14 protein-coding genes and 2 pseudogenes are annotated in these 16930 nt (G+C 70.5%); 5 read left to right on the forward strand and 11 right to left on the reverse strand.

Features of this window, described 5'->3' with window-relative positions; genetic code table 11:
* Positions 1–23: 23 nt before the first annotated feature.
* Positions 24–833 (reverse strand): leucine-rich repeat domain-containing protein, encoded by an 810-nt coding sequence (locus tag ACZ7OY_RS39450; RefSeq protein ID WP_472250392.1) that lies wholly within the window; start codon positions 831–833, stop codon positions 24–26.
* A gap of 176 nt (positions 834–1009) precedes the next feature.
* Here ACZ7OY_RS39450 and ACZ7OY_RS39455 point away from each other — a divergent pair, with 176 nt between their 5' ends.
* Together ACZ7OY_RS39455 and ACZ7OY_RS39460 are read left to right on the forward strand one after the other, a co-directional pair.
* The gene (locus ACZ7OY_RS39455; protein WP_472250393.1) at positions 1010–1183 is read left to right on the forward strand and encodes a terminase gpP N-terminus-related DNA-binding protein; all 174 of its coding nucleotides are present in this window, start codon (positions 1010–1012) and stop codon (positions 1181–1183) included.
* A 460-nt stretch (positions 1184–1643) separates the two neighbouring features.
* Positions 1644–2075: a DUF7144 family membrane protein gene (locus ACZ7OY_RS39460; RefSeq protein ID WP_472250394.1), complete on the forward strand. Its 432-nt coding sequence runs from the start codon at positions 1644–1646 to the stop codon at positions 2073–2075.
* A 454-nt stretch (positions 2076–2529) separates the two neighbouring features.
* Here ACZ7OY_RS39460 and ACZ7OY_RS39465 read toward each other — a convergent pair whose 3' ends face one another.
* On the reverse strand, positions 2530–3105 hold the full coding sequence (locus ACZ7OY_RS39465; RefSeq protein WP_472250395.1) for a nucleotidyltransferase domain-containing protein: 576 nt from the start codon (positions 3103–3105) through the stop codon (positions 2530–2532).
* A 148-nt stretch (positions 3106–3253) separates the two neighbouring features.
* Between ACZ7OY_RS39465 and ACZ7OY_RS39470 the strand changes: the two are divergent.
* Positions 3254–3340, forward strand: a pseudogene (locus ACZ7OY_RS39470) (SAM-dependent methyltransferase); the annotation flags it as partial.
* 257 nt (positions 3341–3597) lie between these two features.
* Here ACZ7OY_RS39470 and ACZ7OY_RS39475 read toward each other — a convergent pair.
* The 4 genes from ACZ7OY_RS39475 to ACZ7OY_RS39490 form a co-directional block, all read right to left on the reverse strand.
* Positions 3598–6468 carry an FAD-binding and (Fe-S)-binding domain-containing protein gene (locus tag ACZ7OY_RS39475; RefSeq protein WP_472250396.1) on the reverse strand — a complete coding sequence of 957 codons (2871 nt, stop codon included), beginning with the start codon at positions 6466–6468 and terminating at the stop codon, positions 3598–3600.
* A 23-nt stretch (positions 6469–6491) separates the two neighbouring features.
* On the reverse strand, positions 6492–7670 hold the full coding sequence (locus tag ACZ7OY_RS39480; RefSeq protein ID WP_472250397.1) for an anhydro-N-acetylmuramic acid kinase: 1179 nt from the start codon (positions 7668–7670) through the stop codon (positions 6492–6494).
* A gap of 133 nt (positions 7671–7803) precedes the next feature.
* Positions 7804–9375: a sodium:solute symporter gene (locus tag ACZ7OY_RS39485; protein WP_472250398.1), complete on the reverse strand. Its 1572-nt coding sequence runs from the start codon at positions 9373–9375 to the stop codon at positions 7804–7806.
* A gap of 8 nt (positions 9376–9383) precedes the next feature.
* On the reverse strand, positions 9384–10385 hold the full coding sequence (locus tag ACZ7OY_RS39490) for an N-acetylglucosamine kinase (RefSeq protein WP_472250399.1): 1002 nt from the start codon (positions 10383–10385) through the stop codon (positions 9384–9386).
* Positions 10386–10600: 215 nt separating this feature from the next.
* On the opposite strand from ACZ7OY_RS39490, the gene ACZ7OY_RS39495 reads away from it, so the two are divergent.
* Positions 10601–11548 (forward strand): MurR/RpiR family transcriptional regulator, encoded by a 948-nt coding sequence (locus tag ACZ7OY_RS39495; protein WP_472250400.1) that lies wholly within the window; start codon positions 10601–10603, stop codon positions 11546–11548.
* Positions 11549–11614: 66 nt separating this feature from the next.
* Positions 11615–12511 (forward strand): N-acetylmuramic acid 6-phosphate etherase, encoded by an 897-nt coding sequence (gene murQ / locus ACZ7OY_RS39500; protein ID WP_472250401.1) that lies wholly within the window; start codon positions 11615–11617, stop codon positions 12509–12511.
* 540 nt (positions 12512–13051) lie between these two features.
* Here the strand turns inward: murQ and ACZ7OY_RS39505 are convergent.
* The 5 genes and pseudogenes from ACZ7OY_RS39505 to tgmA form a co-directional block, all read right to left on the reverse strand.
* Positions 13052–13186, reverse strand: a pseudogene (locus ACZ7OY_RS39505) (alpha/beta hydrolase); the annotation flags it as partial.
* A gap of 289 nt (positions 13187–13475) precedes the next feature.
* Positions 13476–14240, reverse strand: coding sequence for a maleylpyruvate isomerase family mycothiol-dependent enzyme (locus ACZ7OY_RS39510; RefSeq protein WP_472250402.1), 765 nt, complete (start codon positions 14238–14240; stop codon positions 13476–13478).
* A 235-nt stretch (positions 14241–14475) separates the two neighbouring features.
* Complete coding sequence (gene tgmC, locus ACZ7OY_RS39515; protein WP_472250403.1) at positions 14476–15594, reverse strand: ATP-grasp peptide maturase system methyltransferase; 1119 nt, start codon at positions 15592–15594, stop codon at positions 14476–14478.
* Positions 15591–16538 carry an ATP-grasp ribosomal peptide maturase gene (gene tgmB, locus ACZ7OY_RS39520; RefSeq protein ID WP_472250404.1) on the reverse strand — a complete coding sequence of 316 codons (948 nt, stop codon included), beginning with the start codon at positions 16536–16538 and terminating at the stop codon, positions 15591–15593. The genes tgmC and tgmB overlap by 4 nt, the downstream gene beginning before the upstream one ends.
* On the reverse strand, positions 16535–16831 hold the full coding sequence (tgmA, locus tag ACZ7OY_RS39525) for a putative ATP-grasp-modified RiPP (RefSeq protein ID WP_472250405.1): 297 nt from the start codon (positions 16829–16831) through the stop codon (positions 16535–16537). The genes tgmB and tgmA overlap by 4 nt, the downstream gene beginning before the upstream one ends.
* Positions 16832–16930: the final 99 nt, after the last annotated feature.

Below are 16930 nucleotides of genomic sequence, written 5' to 3' on the forward strand. Positions count from 1 at the left end.
AGGGTGAGGCGAGGTTCGGCTGGTCAGTCCCACTCGGATGCCGGCTGGTCGACTCGGCCACCCTTGTGGGGTGCGAGGACGTAGTCGCGAGCACCGCCGGGCAGGGCGGCGACACACGCCACCGAGCAGGCGCTGACCAGCAGGGGCAGTACGTCGGTGGCCACGCGCAGTGAGATCCACACCTGATGGAGTCCGCTCTGTTCGATCGGGCGGTCGCAGACACTGCAGCTGTGGGTGACGGTGGCGCCCCAGCGCCGAGGATCCAGGTTTCTCGGATCGAGGTCCGCGACGGAGTCCGCGGAAGGCTGTAGCCGCGGGAACGGAGGCCGCAGCTTGTAGTTGCCGAACAACGCGCGCGTGCTCACCGTGCTGCGCGTCAGCTTCCGGCATCGGGTGATCTCGTAGGGGAACCAGTGCAGCCGATAGGAGGTGTAGGGGGTGAACTCCTCCAAGCTGGTCATGGCCCCGATCTCGGGCGGGATCCGGACCAGATTGCTGCCGTAGAGCACAAGGTGCCTGACCGCCGTCAGCTGGGCGATGCTCGGTGGCAGGGTGATGATCTGCCGCCGCTCTTCCGAGCTGAGCTCGGTCAGGGGGCAGAACTCTTCGCGCCCGTCGGCGGCGGCCTCGTCGATCAGCTCCAGCAGGTGGCGCCAGCCCGGAGCGGAGGTGTCCTGCCGCTCGGCGTGGAATCCGACTCGGGCTCGCGGATGCGGCCTGGACTGATCGAAGCACGAGCACGCGTCCTGGCGGAGACCCCGCCGCTCCGGGGCCGGGTCCGATGTGTCGCCCCAGCGGTTCAGATTGAGCTCCGGCTCTGCCTCGTCCGTCATGGCGCCAAGATACGGAGGTTGCTGCAGGTCGTCGCAGGATTATCCCGGCGGGAGCGCAGACGGCACCCATTGCCGTGCTCGAACGTTTGGCTGGGGAACCTGACGCTGCTGATGGGGAATTACGTGGAGTTCCACACCTGCGTGAGCACGGAGTTCGGCCTGTTGAAGGGCCCTGGATGCTCACCTGGGAGGAAGACGTGGATGCTCACGCACTGCGCCGTCAGGGCTGGTCGATTTCGGCGATCGCCCGACACCTGGGGCACGACCGCAAGACGATCCGCGCCTATCTGAACGGCGAGCGGGTCTCCGGATATCGCCGCCGGTTGCCGGACGCGTTCATGCCCTTCTGACTTCCGCAAGCGATTGCGTAGTGCCGATCGAGCGATCTCTTCTCGGGAGGTCTACTAGATTTACACTCCCGATCACGCTTTAGGAGCGAGGTTGGGGGATCATAGGCGTGACCTGGGAATCCCTGCCTTGGGTAGCGAGGGGTGGTGCGCACCTTGGCGAACCTCGGTTGCCCGTGAGTCCCCGTCCGTTCTGGCACGGAACTGGCACGCATCGTGGCCCCCTCGATGCGAACTATGGGCGGGACGGTCGTTGAGGTCTCCTGAGAACGTCAGCCGGTCGCTCGCGGCCATCGGGGGTCACTCGTGGGTGCGGGGGGTTGCTGAGTAGGAGACCGCGGTCTCCCCACTGCGGGTTGCAGTCGCGGTGCCGAAGGATTGCGGTGATCCTGTCAGGGGAGCGTGGCTGGCTTCGCATGGGTCTTGTGCGTCGGCGACCATGCTGTATAGGAAGGCGGCAGCCATGGCAGCGATGCCGAAGGAGATGCGGCGAAGGCCGGGGGGACCTGGCAGCAACGAAACGATCAACGGCGCGTCCTTGTTCGCCGGGGTAACGCTGCTGCTCAGCGGGCCGATCAGCATTCTCATGGGCGCATCTGGCATCGCAAGCGACAGCCTGTTCACCGCGTCTCGGTACGCGTATAGATTCGATCTAACCGCTTGGGGCTGGATTCACCTCGTGGTCGGAGTAGCGCTCGTCATTGCTGGCCTAGGCGTCTTGACAAACAAGAGCTGGGGACGCGGGGCTGGCATCACGGTCGCAGCGATCAGCCTAATCACCCAGTTCATGTTCGTTCCGTACTATCCGGCGTGGTCCATTCCTGTGATGACACTTGACCTCCTGATCGTGTTTGCGCTGACGAGGTTCCATGTTGGAACCAGCGGCGGTCAGTGAATCCAGACGGGACCGTCACTGGTGGAAGCCATGAGCACCTGCATTGAGATGGATACGGTCTACCGGTAGTTCGCTAAACCCGGTGGTGGCGTGGGTTGACGGCAGGCCTGGTCGGTCGTAGTTCGGTTGTAGGAGTCAACTGCCTGGCTGGGAGCTGAAGATGACTGCTCGCCGTCCGTGTCCGCCTGCGCCGGGACCGTTGGAGGAGTACGCGGCCCGGTTCGACGACCTCATTCTTCAGTCTGGCCCAGCGCCGAGGGTTTCGCGAGTACCTGACCGGTCTGCTGGCGCCGCGGGAGCGTCTCCGCCGGCCTGAAAGCCCAGTCTGCCGACGGCAGGACGAGCCACCTCCTCAGTGCGAAAGTCCAGTTCCTCAGCGAGCTGCTGATCGTGGAGGTCACGTCGCCCACGATGACCCGACCCCGGAACCCCGACCTCTACGACGTTCGGCTGCTCACGTTCGGCTGACCGGAAGGAGCCGGCGAAGCCAGGGGTGGCCGGGCGCGATCACCTTGATCGCGTCCGTCAGCCAGGCGCGTGCCGCAGGGTCGAGCAGCTGCAGTACCGCATCGAAGTCGGTCTCGTCCTTGTCCCGGGTCGCCTTCGCCTTGTAGAAGAGCTGCACCTCGGGCGCGAGATACGGGATGCCCGTCCCGCTCGTTCGCCCGAGTCGGTCGATCGGGAGCCGGATCTCCCGGGTGCGCCGCGAGACCCACTGGGTGCCCTCGGCCTCGTCCAGCATGAGCTGCACCGACCACGGCGCCTCCGGCGTGCGACGGCACCAGATGTCGTGGAGCGGCGGCCGAAGGACCTCTCCAGGACGCCACGGTCGAAGCTTTGCCTGGCCCGGCGGGTCCGCCACGTACAGGTCCCAGTTGGCCAGCAGTTCACGTACGAGGGCCTGATCGCGCCGGAGGACAAGGATGTCTAGATCGCCGTGTGCGCGCAGCTCGCGGCCGACCGCGAGCTCGATCGCGCAGCCACCCGCGATCCACCACGGGAAGTCCGCCTTTGCGAAGACCGTGGCCATATCCTCGGGACGATCCGGTACTCAGCGTCCCAACATGTCAGCACTCACTCGCCCATACTCTCAGTGACCAGAGGGGCGGAAGCGAAGGTCAGCGGCGGGTCGACGGTCGCCGGAGCGCCTTGTCGCTCGCTCGCCCCTGGCTCCCTGTGCGTCCGGGGTCCAGCAGGTCGTGCTGCTCGGTGTCAGCATGAACAGCCGGGCCTTCTGGATGGACTGGCCCGAGGGCACCCGGCTCGGCACGGACACGTCCGTTCGCCGACCTGGAGGCTGGGCAGGATGTCGTCAGCGAGGCGGCCCGGCCAGGCGACGGCGGCCCGATCGTAGATCACCCGCGTGAGCCCGGTGGCGCGCGGTGTCGACATCAGCGGGGCCGTTTCGCGGCGCGGGGTCGGAGGCCGAGATACGCCGGGCCCCTCTTGCCTCACCACGCGCCGTCCGGCGGACGCACAGTTCGCGGCACCGAGGGTGCGAAGGACGCCCAGCGAACTCGGCTCAGGCGGTCGCCTCGTCGAGGAGTTCCAGCACGTGCCGGTAGGGGCGGCCGGTGGCGCGGGTCATGCCCATCTCGCAGGTGCGGTTGCAGGAGGCGTACGCGTCGTATGTGCCCGCTGTGATCTCGGCGGACTGGGCGGCGGTGGCGCTCGCGGTGATCTCCGGGTGCAGCAGGCCGCGGTCACCGGCGAACGCACAGCAGCCCCAGGAGTCGGGCACGGTGACCTTGACGCTCACCGCGGCGGCCACGGTGCGCAAGGCGCCGTCGATGCCCAGGTGCACGGTGGAGCAGGTGGGGTGCAGGGCGAGGCTGCCCAGGCGTCGGGGCTCGGGCAGGGCGGGGAGCAGGTGCTCGGCCGTGAAGGCGACGCTGTCGACGAAGCGCAGGGCGACGAAGCGGGCGCGGTCGGACTCCGGGAGGGCGCTGGGCAGTTGCTCCAGGCCATGGGTGCAGGAGGACGCGTCGCACACCACGGGCAGCCGGCCGTGGTCGCTCGCCTCCCACAGCGCCTGAAGCGTGCGGGCGGCCATGGTGCGGTGCCCGTCGGTGTAGCCCTTGGACTGCCAGGGGGTGCCGCAGCACAGGCCGGACAGTCCCTCGGGCACCACGACGGGCACGCCCGCGCGGTCGCACAGCCTCAGGAAGGCCGCCGCCGCCCCGTCGGAGGTACCCTCCGCGGCGAAGATGCTGCCGATGCAGGCGGCGAAGAACACCGCCCGCGCCCCGGCGGGCCGTCGCGGCGCGGGCCGGGCCGGGCCGCCGCGGGGGATGTCGTCGGCCCAGGCGGGCATCAGTTCCCCCGCCCCCAGCCGGCGTACGGCGCCGGTCGCGGCGCGTACGGCCGGGGCGGGCGCGGCGTGCGCCGTGCCGAGCGCGAGGCGCACACCTTTGACCGCGGCCTCCCAGTGTCGGGCCGTCGCGCGCCCGGCGCGCTGGGCGGTGGCGCCGTGGCGTTCGGCGCGCAGGCGCTTCATCACCGCGCCGGTGTCGATGGTGACCGGGCACGCGGTGACGCAGAGACTGTCGGCGGCGCAGCTGTCGACAGCCGCGTAGGCGTAGTCGGCTTCCAGGGCGCGGCGGCGTTCGTCGTCGCCGACGGTGGTGGCGAGAGCGATCTCGCGCTGCAGGGCGATGCGCTGCCGGGGCGTGGTGGTGGCGTCAGCCGTGGGGCAGACGGGCTCGCAGTAGCCGCACTCGACGCACGCGTCGACGGCGGGGTCGATCTCGGGAACGCTCTTGAGGTTGCGCAGGTGCGCGGCCGGGTCGTCCTCGAGGAGCACACCCGGGTTGAGTACGCCGTGCGGGTCGCACAGCCGTTTCAACTCGCGCATGACGTCGTACAGTTCGTCGCCGTACTGGCGGCGGACGAAGGGGGCCATCGCCCGGCCGGTACCGTGTTCGGCCTTCAGCGTGCCGCCGGCGTCCAGGACGAGGCCGACCATGTCGTCGGTGAACCTGGCGTAGCGCTCGATCTCCGGGGCGGAGTCGAAGTCCTGGGTGAGCATGAAGTGCAGGTTGCCGTCGCGGGCGTGGCCGAAGATCACCGCGTCCTGGTAGCCGTGCCGGGCGAAGAGGTCGATCAGGCCCTCGCAGGTGCGGGTCAGCTGTTCCATCGGCACCGCGATGTCCTCCAGCAGCGCGGTGGTGCCGGGCCGGCGTGCTCCCGCGACCGCCGTGTACAGGCCCTTGCGCAGGTGCCAGAGGCGGGCCCTGACGCGCGGGTCGCGGACGAGCGCGGTCCCGGTGACGGCGGGCAGGCGGTCCAGGACCGGCCGGGCCGTGGCCACCCTCGCCTCCAGTTCCTCGGCGCTGTCCTCGGCGAACTCCACCAGCAGCGCCGCGTGTCGCTCGACACGCAGAGAGCGCAGTTCGTCCACGAGATCCGGGGACCGCTGCGTCACGCGCAGCGAGGCCGCGTCGAGGAGTTCGGCGGTGCGGGCGCCGGCGGCCAGCAGTGCGGGCAGGGCGTCGGTGGCGTCGGCGAGGCCGGGCAGCACCAGCAGGCCGGTGGCGGTGTGCGGCAGGACGGGTACGGTGCGGAAGACGGCCTCGCCGACGAAGCCGAGGGTGCCCTCGCTGCCGATCATGAGGTGGGCGAGGATGTCGGCGGGATCGGTGTGGTCCAGGAACGAGTTGAGGCCGTAGCCCATGGTGTTCTTCATCGAGAACAGCCGCTCGACGGTGGCGCGGGAGCCGGCCGAGGCGCGGATGCGGTCGCGCAACGCGAGGAGCCCCGCGTGCAGTTCGGGCTCGCGGGCGCGCAGCGCCTGGTCCGCGTCGGCTGCCGCGGTGTCGACGACGGTGCCCGAGGGCAGCACGAACTGCAGGGAGTCCATGGTCCGGTAGGCGTTGTCGCGGGTGCCGCAGCTCATGCCGCTGGAGTTGTTGGCGACCAGGCCGCCGACGGTGCAGGCGGATTCGCTGGCCGGGTCGGGGCCGAGCCTGCGGCCGTACCGGGCGAGCCGCGCATTGGCCTGACGTACCGTCAGTCCAGGCTGGAGGCGGATGCGCCGCCCGTCGTCGAGGACCTCGGCGGCGCGCCAGTGACTGCGGACGTCCACGAGGATGCCGTCGCCGCCGGCCTGCCCCGCCAGGCTGGTGCCGCCCGAACGCAGAGTGAGTGGCACACCTGCCGCGCGGGCCCCGGCCATCAGCGCGCCCACCTCGGCAGCGGACGCGGCGCGCACGACGGCCTGCGGCGTGAAGAGGTACGGCGACGCGTCGTGTGCGGCGGCGACCCTGCGGGGCACGTCGGTGGTCACCCGGGCCGGGTCGCCGACGCACGAGGACAGCAGCTCGCCCAGGTCGGCGGCCCGCTCCGCAGTGGCCGGTGCCGGTGCGACGGGAGGTGTGGCGGCGGTGGGGGGCATGGATCCCTCGCTGTCGGGCTGGTTCAGTGGGCGTGGCGGTCGACGCGCAGCAGGCGCGGCGGCTGTGCGGCGGGTTCGGGCAGGCGCAACGGCTGCGAGCCGGGGGTGATGCTGCCGAGCAGCGTGGCCCGGCGGGCGCCGGTGCCCGACGGCAGGGCGCCGGGCAGTCCGTGCAGTGTGAGGAAGCCGAGTACGGCGAAGGCCAGGGCCTCCTTGGCGTCGGAGGGCAGGCCCAGCTCGTCACTGGGGCGCAGCCGCACGCCGGGCAGTTCCTCCGCGATCATGCGCATGAGCACCGGGTTGCGGGTGCCGCCACCGGAGACGACCAGTTCGGTGACCCCGTGGCCGTGGCAGGCGTCCGCGACCGTGACGGCGGTGAGCCGGGTCAGGGTGGCCACGACGTCATCGGAGTCCGGGGTGGGTGCCGCCTTCAGCGCCCGCTGCAGGTAGGGCAGGTGGAAGTGCTCCTTGCCGGTGGTCTTCGGGGCGGGCCTGCGGTAGTAGGGGTCGTCCAGCAGGGCGCGGAGGAGCTCGGGACGGGTCCGGCCGGCGGCGGCCCTGCGCCCGTCCGCGTCGTAGCCGGCAGCGCCGCCGGTGAAGTGCCGTACGGCCGCGTCCAGCAGAGCGTTGGCGGGGCCGGTGTCGAAGGCCAGCGGTTCGGCGCCGGGTGCGAGGACGGTGACGTTGGCGATGCCGCCCAGGTTCAGCGCGGCAGGCGTGCCGGGCAGGCCGCGCAGCAGCAGGGTGTCGGTCATGCCCACCAGCGGGGCCCCCTGCCCGCCCGCCGCCACGTCCCTGCTGCGCAGGTCGGAGACGACCGGGAGGCCGGTGGCCTCGGCGATCCAGGCGGGCTGGCCGAGCTGGAGCGTGCCGCGGACGGTGCCGTCCTCGACCCAGTGGTGCATGGTCTGGCCGTGCGAGACGACGAGGTCGGCGGTGCCGTCGCACAGCTCGCGCAGCGCGCGTCCGGCGGCGTCGGCGAAGGCCTGGCCGACGCCGGTGTCCAGGGCGCAGACGGCCTGCGTGGTCGTCGCGGCCGGCGGCAGCGTGGCGCCGATCAGGTCCCTCAGGTCGTCCGGGTAGGGGACGGACAGGTGCCCGAGGGGCCGCAGGTGCAGGGTGTCGCCGTCCAGGGCGAGGTCCGCGGCGGCGGCCTCGATGGCGTCGTAGGAGGTGCCCGACATCAGGCCGATCACGCGCACGGAGCCCCCCGGTGCCTCATCCGCCGTGTGGGCGGGGTCGGTCGATGTTGCGGCATGGCTTCTCCCTGGGAGTGTCGGGGCGGGACGGGTGGGGGCCGCCGAGGCGACCCCGCACCTGATGGGGGGTGCGCCGTCAGTCGAGGCCTGCGGCCGCGGTGACGGGCTCGGAGCCAGAGCCCTTCTCGTCGTCGGCCACGGGGATCGCGGCGAGCTCGGGGGCGCGGTGGAACAGGCTCATCAGGCCTCCGACGATGAGGGTGATCACGACGCCGATCGGGACGAGCCACTGGGCGGCGATCGCGGTGGGAACCGTGGCGCCGGCCACGGTGACGTCGATCTTGACGCTGCGCACGATGTACGTCATCACGCCGACCGTCACCAGGAAGGCCACGACGGAGTCGATCTCGTTGGCGCGCCGCACGATGCGCCCGAGCAGGAACGCGCCGAGCAGGGCGCCGTAGGTGTAGCCCGCGATCGTCAGACCCGTCAGATAGACGTTGCCGGTGCTGGTACTGAAGGCGCAGGCGAAGACCGCCATCAGCACCGCCCACACCAGCGTCATCACCCGGGCGAGCTTGAGCAGCGACTCCTCGGACGGTGTGCTGCGGAAGAAGCTGTGCATGATGTCGGAGACCGCCGAGTTCGACATGGAGTTCAGCGCCGAGGACAGGGAGCCCATCGCGGCGCCCAGGATGCCCGCGACGAGCAGACCCGAGATCACCACGGGCAGCCCGTGCAGGATGAAGTCCGGGTAGAGGTTGTCGGAGCTGCTCAGGCCCAGTGCCTTGAAGTCCTTGCCCTGGTTGTACGACCACAGCAGGGCGCCGACGAGGGAGAACGCGGCGAACTGGAGGGTGACGAAGACGCCGGAGGCGATGATGGCCTTCTGGCCGTCGCGCAGCGAGCGGGTGGCCAGGACGCGCTGGACGATCAGCTGGTCGGAGCCGTGGCTGGCCATGGCGAAGATGGCGCCGCCGATGATCGCGGTGGGCAGGGCGAACGGGCTGGTCAGTATGTGCGCCAGGGAGAAGTTGGTGTCGAACAGCTTGAAGTGACCGCTGTGCAGCGCCTGCGAGAAGCCGGAGCCGCCGACGTGGCCGGAGAGCACGGTGATGGCGAGGACCGCCCCGCCCAGGTACAGGCCCATCTGGATGGCGTCCGTCCAGATGACGGCCTTGATGCCGCCGAGGTAGGTGTACACGACGGTGATGATCGTGAGCACGATGATGATCAGCTGGTAGCTCGCGTGCACTCCGAACTCGTCGAGCAGCAGCTTGATCGGGATGGCTGAGGCGAACAGGCGGACGCCTTCCGCGAGGAGCCGGGTGAAGACGAATGTGACCGAGGCGAGCCCCTGCAGCTTCAGCCCGAATCTGCTGCCCAGGTACTGGTAGGCGCTGACGAAGCCGCCGCGCTTGTACAGGGGGATCAGCACGGTGGCCACGACAACGCGGCCGATGACGTAGCCGAGAGCCAGCTCGACGTTGCCGAAGCCCTGCCCGCTGTACGCGCCGCCGGGCACGCTGATGACGGTGAGCACACTGGTCTCGGTGGCCACCACGGAGAACGAGACCGTCCACCACGGCATGCTGCCTTCGCCGACGAAGTAGTCCTTCGAGGTGCTCTGCCGGCCGGCCAGGCGCAGTCCGATCACGGCGATCGCCACCAGATAGACGACGATCACCACAAGGTCGAGTTGACGCACGGTCACTCCTAAGCAACGGCCGGTGGGGGCACCGGCGGGGTGGGGACGGTGGGGGAGGGCACGGCCCGCCTTACGCGGACGACGTGCGGTTCGTGCGGTGCGCGGGCGTCCAGCGCCAGCAGGCGCGCCCCGTCCAGCGGTTGCCCGAGCGGGGGCCGCAGGTCGAGGAGGCGTGGGCATTCGGTCAGCGCCGAGCGCAACGGCCCGAGGAGCGGCTCGCCCAGGCCGGTGAGCCCGCCCGTGACGGTGACGGACAGGGCGTCGCCGCCGATCCGTCGGGCGGCGGCGAGCACGGCCTCGCCGAGTGCGGCGGCGGCGTCCCGGATGATCGCCGACGCGGCGGTGTCGCCTGCCGCGGCCAGGCGCGCGACATCCGGCGCGAAGGATGCCGCGGTGCGGGCGGGGTTGCCGCCCTGGCCGATGGCCACAGGCAGCCGGTCGGGGTCGCCGAAGCGTCCGGCGGCAGCGGCCAGGAGCGCGGTGTCCGGGTCGCGTCCGTCGTGGGCCCGCAGTGCGGCCCGCAGCCCGGCCGCGCCGATCCAGGCGCCGCTGCCCTCGTCGCCGAGCCAGGGACCCCACCCGTCGACGCGAGCGTAGGACCCGTCGTCCCCGATGCCGATCGCGACGGAGCCGGTGCCGATCGCGAGCACCACGCCGGTACGGCCGCCGAGGGCGCCCGCGTGGGCGGTGACGGCGTCGCTGGTGACGGCCACCTCGTCCGTGTGCAGGTCGTCGAGGAGCAGGCCGGCCAGCGCGCGGGCCGCCTCGGGTGCGGCTGCCGCTCCTGCCGCGCCCACACAGACTGCTGCCGGCCGCGGCGAGGGTTCCCGCTCGAGGAGGGGGAGCACGGCGGCGAGGACGGCGGTGCGGGCGGCCGCCACTCCGTTCTCGGCGGCGAGCCCGGGGGCGCCGGGCACTTCGTGGACCTGCTGGGGAGTGTGGTCGCCGCTGTTCCACAACGCGGCACGGCAGCCGGTCTTTCCCAGGTCCACCGCGACTACTGCTGTCATACGGCACGCCTTCGTGTCATCGGGGATGTGTCGCGCGGGTCGGCCGCGGGGGACGGCCGCAAGGCCGGTGGCCGGCGCGGAGCACGATTCAGCGAGTATCAGAACGACAGGCTCCGGATGTCAATAAGTAACGTCACATGATTCAGCTCGTAATTTTTTGACGTCCGGCCGAACGCGTGGCTACTGTGGCACCACCCACTCAGGAGGACCGGCCCATGGCCCGCACGGAAACACCTCGCATACCGGCCCGGCCCGCGGAGGACACCTCCGCCACCGGGACTCTGGCGCGCATCCGGACCGCCCTGTCGTCCCTGGCGCCCTCGGAGCGGCGGGTGGCCGAGGCCGTCCTGGCCGATCCGGCGCAGGCGGCGGAACTGTCCATCGGTACCCTCGCCAAGCGGGCCGAGACCTCGGTGGCGACGGTGATGCGCTTCTGCCGGGCGATAGAAATCACCAACTATCCGCAACTGCGCCTGGCACTGGCCGCGGCGGCCGCCCGCGAGCATGCTCTCAGCGGCGACCGCCCGGCACCGGGCACCGACATCAGCGCCACCGATACGCTGGACGAAATCATCGGCAAGATCATCTACAACGAGGTGCGCGCCCTGGAGGACACCAGGGCGGGAGTGGACGTCGAGGTGCTGGGCCGGGCCGTCGAGGCCGTGGCGGAAGCGTGCAGGATCGACATCTTCGGCGTCGGCGCCAGCGCATTCGTCGGCCAGGACCTGCACCAGAAGCTGCACCGCATCGGCCGTATGGCGTTCATCTGGACCGACCGGCACGCCGCGCTCACCGCCGCCGCCCTCCTCGGCCCCGGCGACGTCGCCCTCGCCATCTCCCACTCCGGAGAGACCGAGGACACCATCGAGCCCCTGCAGGCCGCCGCCGAACGCGGCGCCACCACGATCGCCCTCACCAACGTCCCGCGCTCCGCCCTCGCGGAGAGCGCGGACCTCGTGCTGACGACCTGCGCCCGGGAGACACCCTTCCGCTCCGGCGCGACGGTCAGCCGTATCGCCCAACTCGCGCTCATCGACTGCCTGTTCGTCGGCGTCGCGCAGCGGTCCTACGAGGCCACGACCGCCGCGCTGGAGAAGACCTACGGCGCGGTCCAGCGCCGCAGGCGCCAGCCGTCGCCCCGCCGTACACCGACCGGCGACTGACCGCCACCCCCGCTCTTCCCCTCCGGCACCAGCACTGAACACCACCCCTGAAAGGACGACCGCGCCGTGGACCTCAGCACACTCGGCACCGAGACCCGCAACGAGCGGACCGCTGATCTGGACCGCATGCCGGTCACAGAGCTGCTCTCGGTCATGAACGACGAGGACCGCACCGCCGTCATCGCGGTACGCGACGCCCTCCCGGAGATCGGGGCCGCCGTCGAGGCGATCACCGAGTCGCTGCGGCGGGGCGGGCGGCTGATATACATCGGCGCCGGCACCAGCGGCCGCATCGGCCTGCTCGACGCCGTCGAGTGCCCGCCGACCTTCGGCACCTCCCCCGCACAGGTCGTGGGGTTGCTCTCCGGCGGCCCGGGCGCCTTCGTCGTCGCGGTGGAGGGGGCGGAGGACGAGCCGAAGAGGGCGGTCGCCGACCTCGAGGAGATCGGCGTGAACGACCGGGACACGGTCGTCGGGCTCGCCGCCAGCGGCCGCACCCCTTACGTCGTCGGCGGTCTGCGGCACGCCGCGGGCAAGGGCGCCGTCACGGTGTCGGTCGCCTGCAACCGCGACGCGGTCGTCAGCCGGTACGCCGACATCCCGATCGAGGTCCCCACCGGCCCCGAGGTCCTCACGGGGTCGACCCGGCTCAAGGCCGGCACCGCCGAGAAGATGGTCTGCAACATGCTCTCCACCGCCTCGATGGTGCGCCTGGGCAAGGCCTACGGAAACCTCATGGTCGACGTCAAAGCCAGCAACGAGAAACTGGTCGACCGGGCCCGCCGTATCGTCGTCCAGGCGACCGGCGCCGACCCCGACACCGCCGCCGACGCGCTGCGGGCCGCCGACGGCCACGCCAAGACCGCCGTCGTCATGCTCCTCGCCCACTGCACGGCCGAGGAGGCGGCCCGGCGCCTCGAGAAGGCCCACGGCGACACACGGACCGCCATCGGCCGCCTCTGAGAGGCCTGTTGCCGCACGGCCGGCGCGATGTCCACCTCTCGACGGCCCGGACGCCCGTGGCCGGCGCGGGCCGGCTGCCCCGGCGCCGGAGACTTCGCACCGGCCAGCCGCGCAGTCTTCGTCGTCGATCGGCGCCGCCCTGACGGCAACGAGACCGGCGGCAACGGCATTCGGCAGCTTCGCGTAAGCAGCACAGAACCTTCGGGCCGGGCCGCTGGAGCATGCGATGGCTGGTCCCGCGATGCGGTGCTCGCCACGCTCGACGTGGTCATGGGTCAGTGCGAGCACGCCGGCGGTCTCTGCGAGGAAGACCGACGCGGATTCCAGGCGGGGGCGGGCCGGATCGCGGCGACTCGGTGGCCATGACCACGTGACACTTCGACAACGGGGCCTCCTGGTTCTCGCTGGACTCGACATCCGCGAGCTGCCAAAAGGCCCCTCTTTCGTGCACCCGCACCGGCCGACTCACCTGAACCAGGAGGCTGTTCGAACCCAGCTGACCACGCGAGCGGATAGAGAACAGGCAGTAAGGTGGCCGTATTAGCCGAGGTGTCGGGCAAAGAACCGCAGCGTGCTGTCCAGCTCGAATGCCGGGACTTCCCCGTGCTTGCCGGGGTTGGCATGCAGCGTCTTCTCGGCCGGGGCCAAAGCGTCGAACAGCGCCAGGCTCTGAGAGGTCGTTTTCATCTAATTTGCGCCGCCACATGCACCCCAGAACCGCACTCGTACCTCTTGCGTGTCGGTTCCGCCTGCGGCATGGCGAGGGGAATTGGCGATACAGCTATTTTTTGGAATGAGACAGGCTTGCTGGGATGAGACAGGCAATACGGTCGTCCGCTCAGCCGCACTGACCGCAAGGAACACCAGCGCCTCGAGAGCCGAGTTTCGTCACGGCGACATATTTGGATGAAACGGGATCCGTAGATGAAAACGACCTCTCGCATTGACCATGTAGGACACGGTCTTAGCCCCAGTCCTGCAGCTGCTGGAGCAGGTCGGCGTCGCCCTCCATCCGCAGCGAGCCGGCCGGGATGCGCATGTACATGAGCAGGGCCATCTCGCTCGCCGTGCCGTAGATGGCGGCGGTGGGCTTGCTCCCGGCGGCCTCCGCCGTGGTGAGGCGGGTGAAGCGGGAACCGGCGGCGTCCACCGTCTGGCGCCAGGAGCCGGCCTCGGCTGCGTGGTAGTCCATGGCGGCGGGCTCGCCCGGCCACGGGACCGTGCCGGTGCAAACGGTGGCGAGGAACTCCTCGATGGCGTCGCCCGCCTCGGTCATCGGCAGCTCCTGCGGGGTACCGGAGGCCAGCTGGGCGTCGTAGGTGTGGATCAGCGACTCCGGGACGCGGCGGCGGGCCACGGCGGCCACCGTGTGCGGCGAGGCCAGCGGCTCCCACCAGGCCCAGCAGCCCCGGTCCGGGCCGGCCTCGCGCAGAGCAGTAAGCAGCTGCTCCGTCGAGTCGGCCAGCCAGGTTATGAGGGCCTCGCGCTCCCTGGGCGCCACCAGCCCGTCCTTGCTCGGCCGCTCGTCGCCCGGCGCGGTGTTCAGCACGATGTAGGCCCAGAAGCGGTCCCCCTCACTGAGGTGGTTCGCCAGGTCGTACAGCGTCCAGCCCGGGCAGGACGGGACATCGGCGTCGAGGCTGGGGGCCGCGGCGACGGTGGCGCGGAACGCGGCGGACCGCTCGTCAATCATCCGCAGCAGGGTGGGGAAGTAGAGATGCTCAGGCACGCAGATCTTGTATCACCCGGACTGGGACTCTCGCACTCGATTAAGACCGCCCAGCACGCCTACTGCCGGGCGCTCTTATGCGACCACATCGCAGCCCCGGCGCGCGTCTGGCGGCCGGATGGGCTGGCTCGGTGCCCCGGCCGGATCGCGACGGTGACGGGATCGCCGTCATCGAGCAGCACATGCCCCGCTCGTGCGCTGCGCCCGTGGCGGACGAGCGGGGCCTGGTGGAGGGTTACCAGCGGATGGTCTGGCTGTGCGGTGTGACGGTGACGGTGAAGTTCTCCAGCTCGGGTGCTCCGGCCGTGTGCCAGCGTCCGACCTGCTCCTCGACTGCGTCCCAGAGGGCTTCGGGGCCGTTCTGGCGCACGATCCACCGGCCGGCATCTTCGTAGAGGGCGGCCCAGGAGCCGGATTCGACGTCGATCAGTACGTCCTCGGTGTGTCCGGTCCGTTCGATGGTGAGCCGTTGTGCGTTGGGTGCGGCGAGCTGTGCGACGAATCGGGTGGTCCAGTCGGCGAGGATGCTGCTGCCGAAGGCGGTTTGGCGCTCTGTGCCGTCGTTCAGGTCGGGCAGGAGGCCGAGCGGCGGGGGCAGGTGGGGGCGGGCGAGCATGAAGCTGACTTGTCCGCCCAGCAGCGGCCCGGATGCGGTGGTGTCGTCGTGGACGGTCAGGCGTGCGAGTTCGGAGGAGCCCAGCCAGCCGCCGATGGTGGCCAGGATCGACCCGCCCGGCCGTGTCTGTTCGATCCACGCGGCAGGTACCGTCCGGACGCCGCAGGTGGCGATGATCCTGTCGTACGGTGCTGATGCGCCGTAGCCGAGCAGGCCGTCTGCGGTGACGGTGGTGGGGAACATGTCCTGCTGGGCGAGGGCGGCCCGTGCCCGTGAGGCGACCGTCTCGTCGTACTCGATGGACGTGACGAGCTCCTCGCCCAGCCGGGCGCACAGCAGTGCGGTGGAGTAGCCGGTCCCGGTCCCGATCTCCAGCACCTTCGAGTCCGGCTCGACCTGGAGTTCTTCCAGCATGCGCAGGACGAGGGAGGGCAGGGTGCTGGAGCTGGTCGGTGCCCGCATGATCTGGCCGCGGATGTCGGCGGGCAGGACGGTGCCCGCGATCTGGGTGACCAGCGACTCGTCCCGGTAGCAGGCTTCGAGCCAGCCCGTATCGGTGTCCAGGACGGGAGTCCACTCGCCCGGTGATGTCCCCGGCACGTACCGGAAGAAGCCGCCGCGCAGGAACTCGTGCCGGGGCACGCTCCCGGCGGCGTCCTTCCACGGCTTGGTGCGCAGGACGCCGTCGGCCGTGAGCCTGTCGAGGAGCTGCTGGTGCAGGTGGGCCGGATCGGTCACGTCGTACGCTCCAGAAGGTCGGCCAGGGCTGCGCACATCGGCAGCCCCGTTTCGGGCTCCAGCCAGTACCACTGACCGGAGGGGTTGCACTCCATGAACCACCAGCGGCCGTCTTCGCCGACGCAGAAGTCGAAAGCTGCGAAGACGAGACCGAAATGGTGCATGTAGCGGTGAAGCGCCGCCTCGATCCCCTGCGGGGGCTCCACCGGGGTGTAGCGCAGCCGGCTGTAGTCGGTACGCCAGTCCAGCAGACCGGAGTCGATACGGACACAGAACGTGCGAGAGCCGATGACCGTCACCCGGGCATCGGCGACCTTACGGACACGCCGTTGGAACAGGTGCGCCGTGCCGGCCACACCTTCGTCGATGTCTTCGGCTCCCACCTCGGCGATCTTCACGACGCAGGAGACGCCGTCGATCAGGTACACGGGGTTGTACAGCGGCTTGTAGATGACGGCGTCGTGCCGTTTGACGAACGCCCGGGCGGCATCGGGGTCGGAGGTGATGAGCGTGGGCGGCACCCAAAAGCCTGCCTGGACCGCGGCGGCGAGACCGGCCGGTTTGAACTCTGCATCCCCGATGCGATGCGGATGGTTCACGTACAGGCAGTCGGGCAGCGCCGCAAGCACACCGCCGAGCCCGTACCGCGCCTGGGTGACAGCGAACCGCGCGTCCTGCCCGCTCAGGTGCGGGAAGGCGAACCCTGTCGGCCGCCGGTAGTACAGGGCGCGTACACGGGCCAGGTCGGCGGTGCGCGAAGGGGTTTGCAGGCGGCCCTGTAAGCCGTGCGGAGTGATTTCTGCCTCCACCGACAGTGATGCGGGGAAGTCCCCCGAGTCGAGCCGCACGACCGGGATGTCCCGCTCGTGCAGCTCGTCGATCACCACGTCGGCGGTGGGGTCGTGCAGAGCGGTGGCGACCAGCACCGGACGCGGATCAGTCACTGGTCGTTGTCGCTGCCCGTATCGGTGTCCGTGGTGCCCTGCCCCGACCCGTCGGGGCTGGTGCCGGTGGACGGGCTGGTGCCGGTGCTGGTGCCGTGGCCAGGCATCTCCATGACCTGCCCGGCGGCGTCGAGGAACACGGCGGTCTGGGTGACCGCATTCAACCGCACGCTGGCGTAGGCAGGGGCCATTGTGGGATAGGCCGCCATGCGGCCCAGCCCCCACGGGAGCGGGGTGGTGGTTCCCTGCACCACGGGTGTGCTGGTGGGCAGACGGTCAGAGTGGACGAACACGGATGTCCTACCTTTCTTCTTGGGCTTGATCGGTCATTCGTAAGATCGATGGGCCCAGGGGCTCTGGGTATGGCTGTCACAGGCACGCCGCTGGATGGC

It is taken from the genome of Streptomyces sp. NPDC107559, from assembly GCF_055657365.1.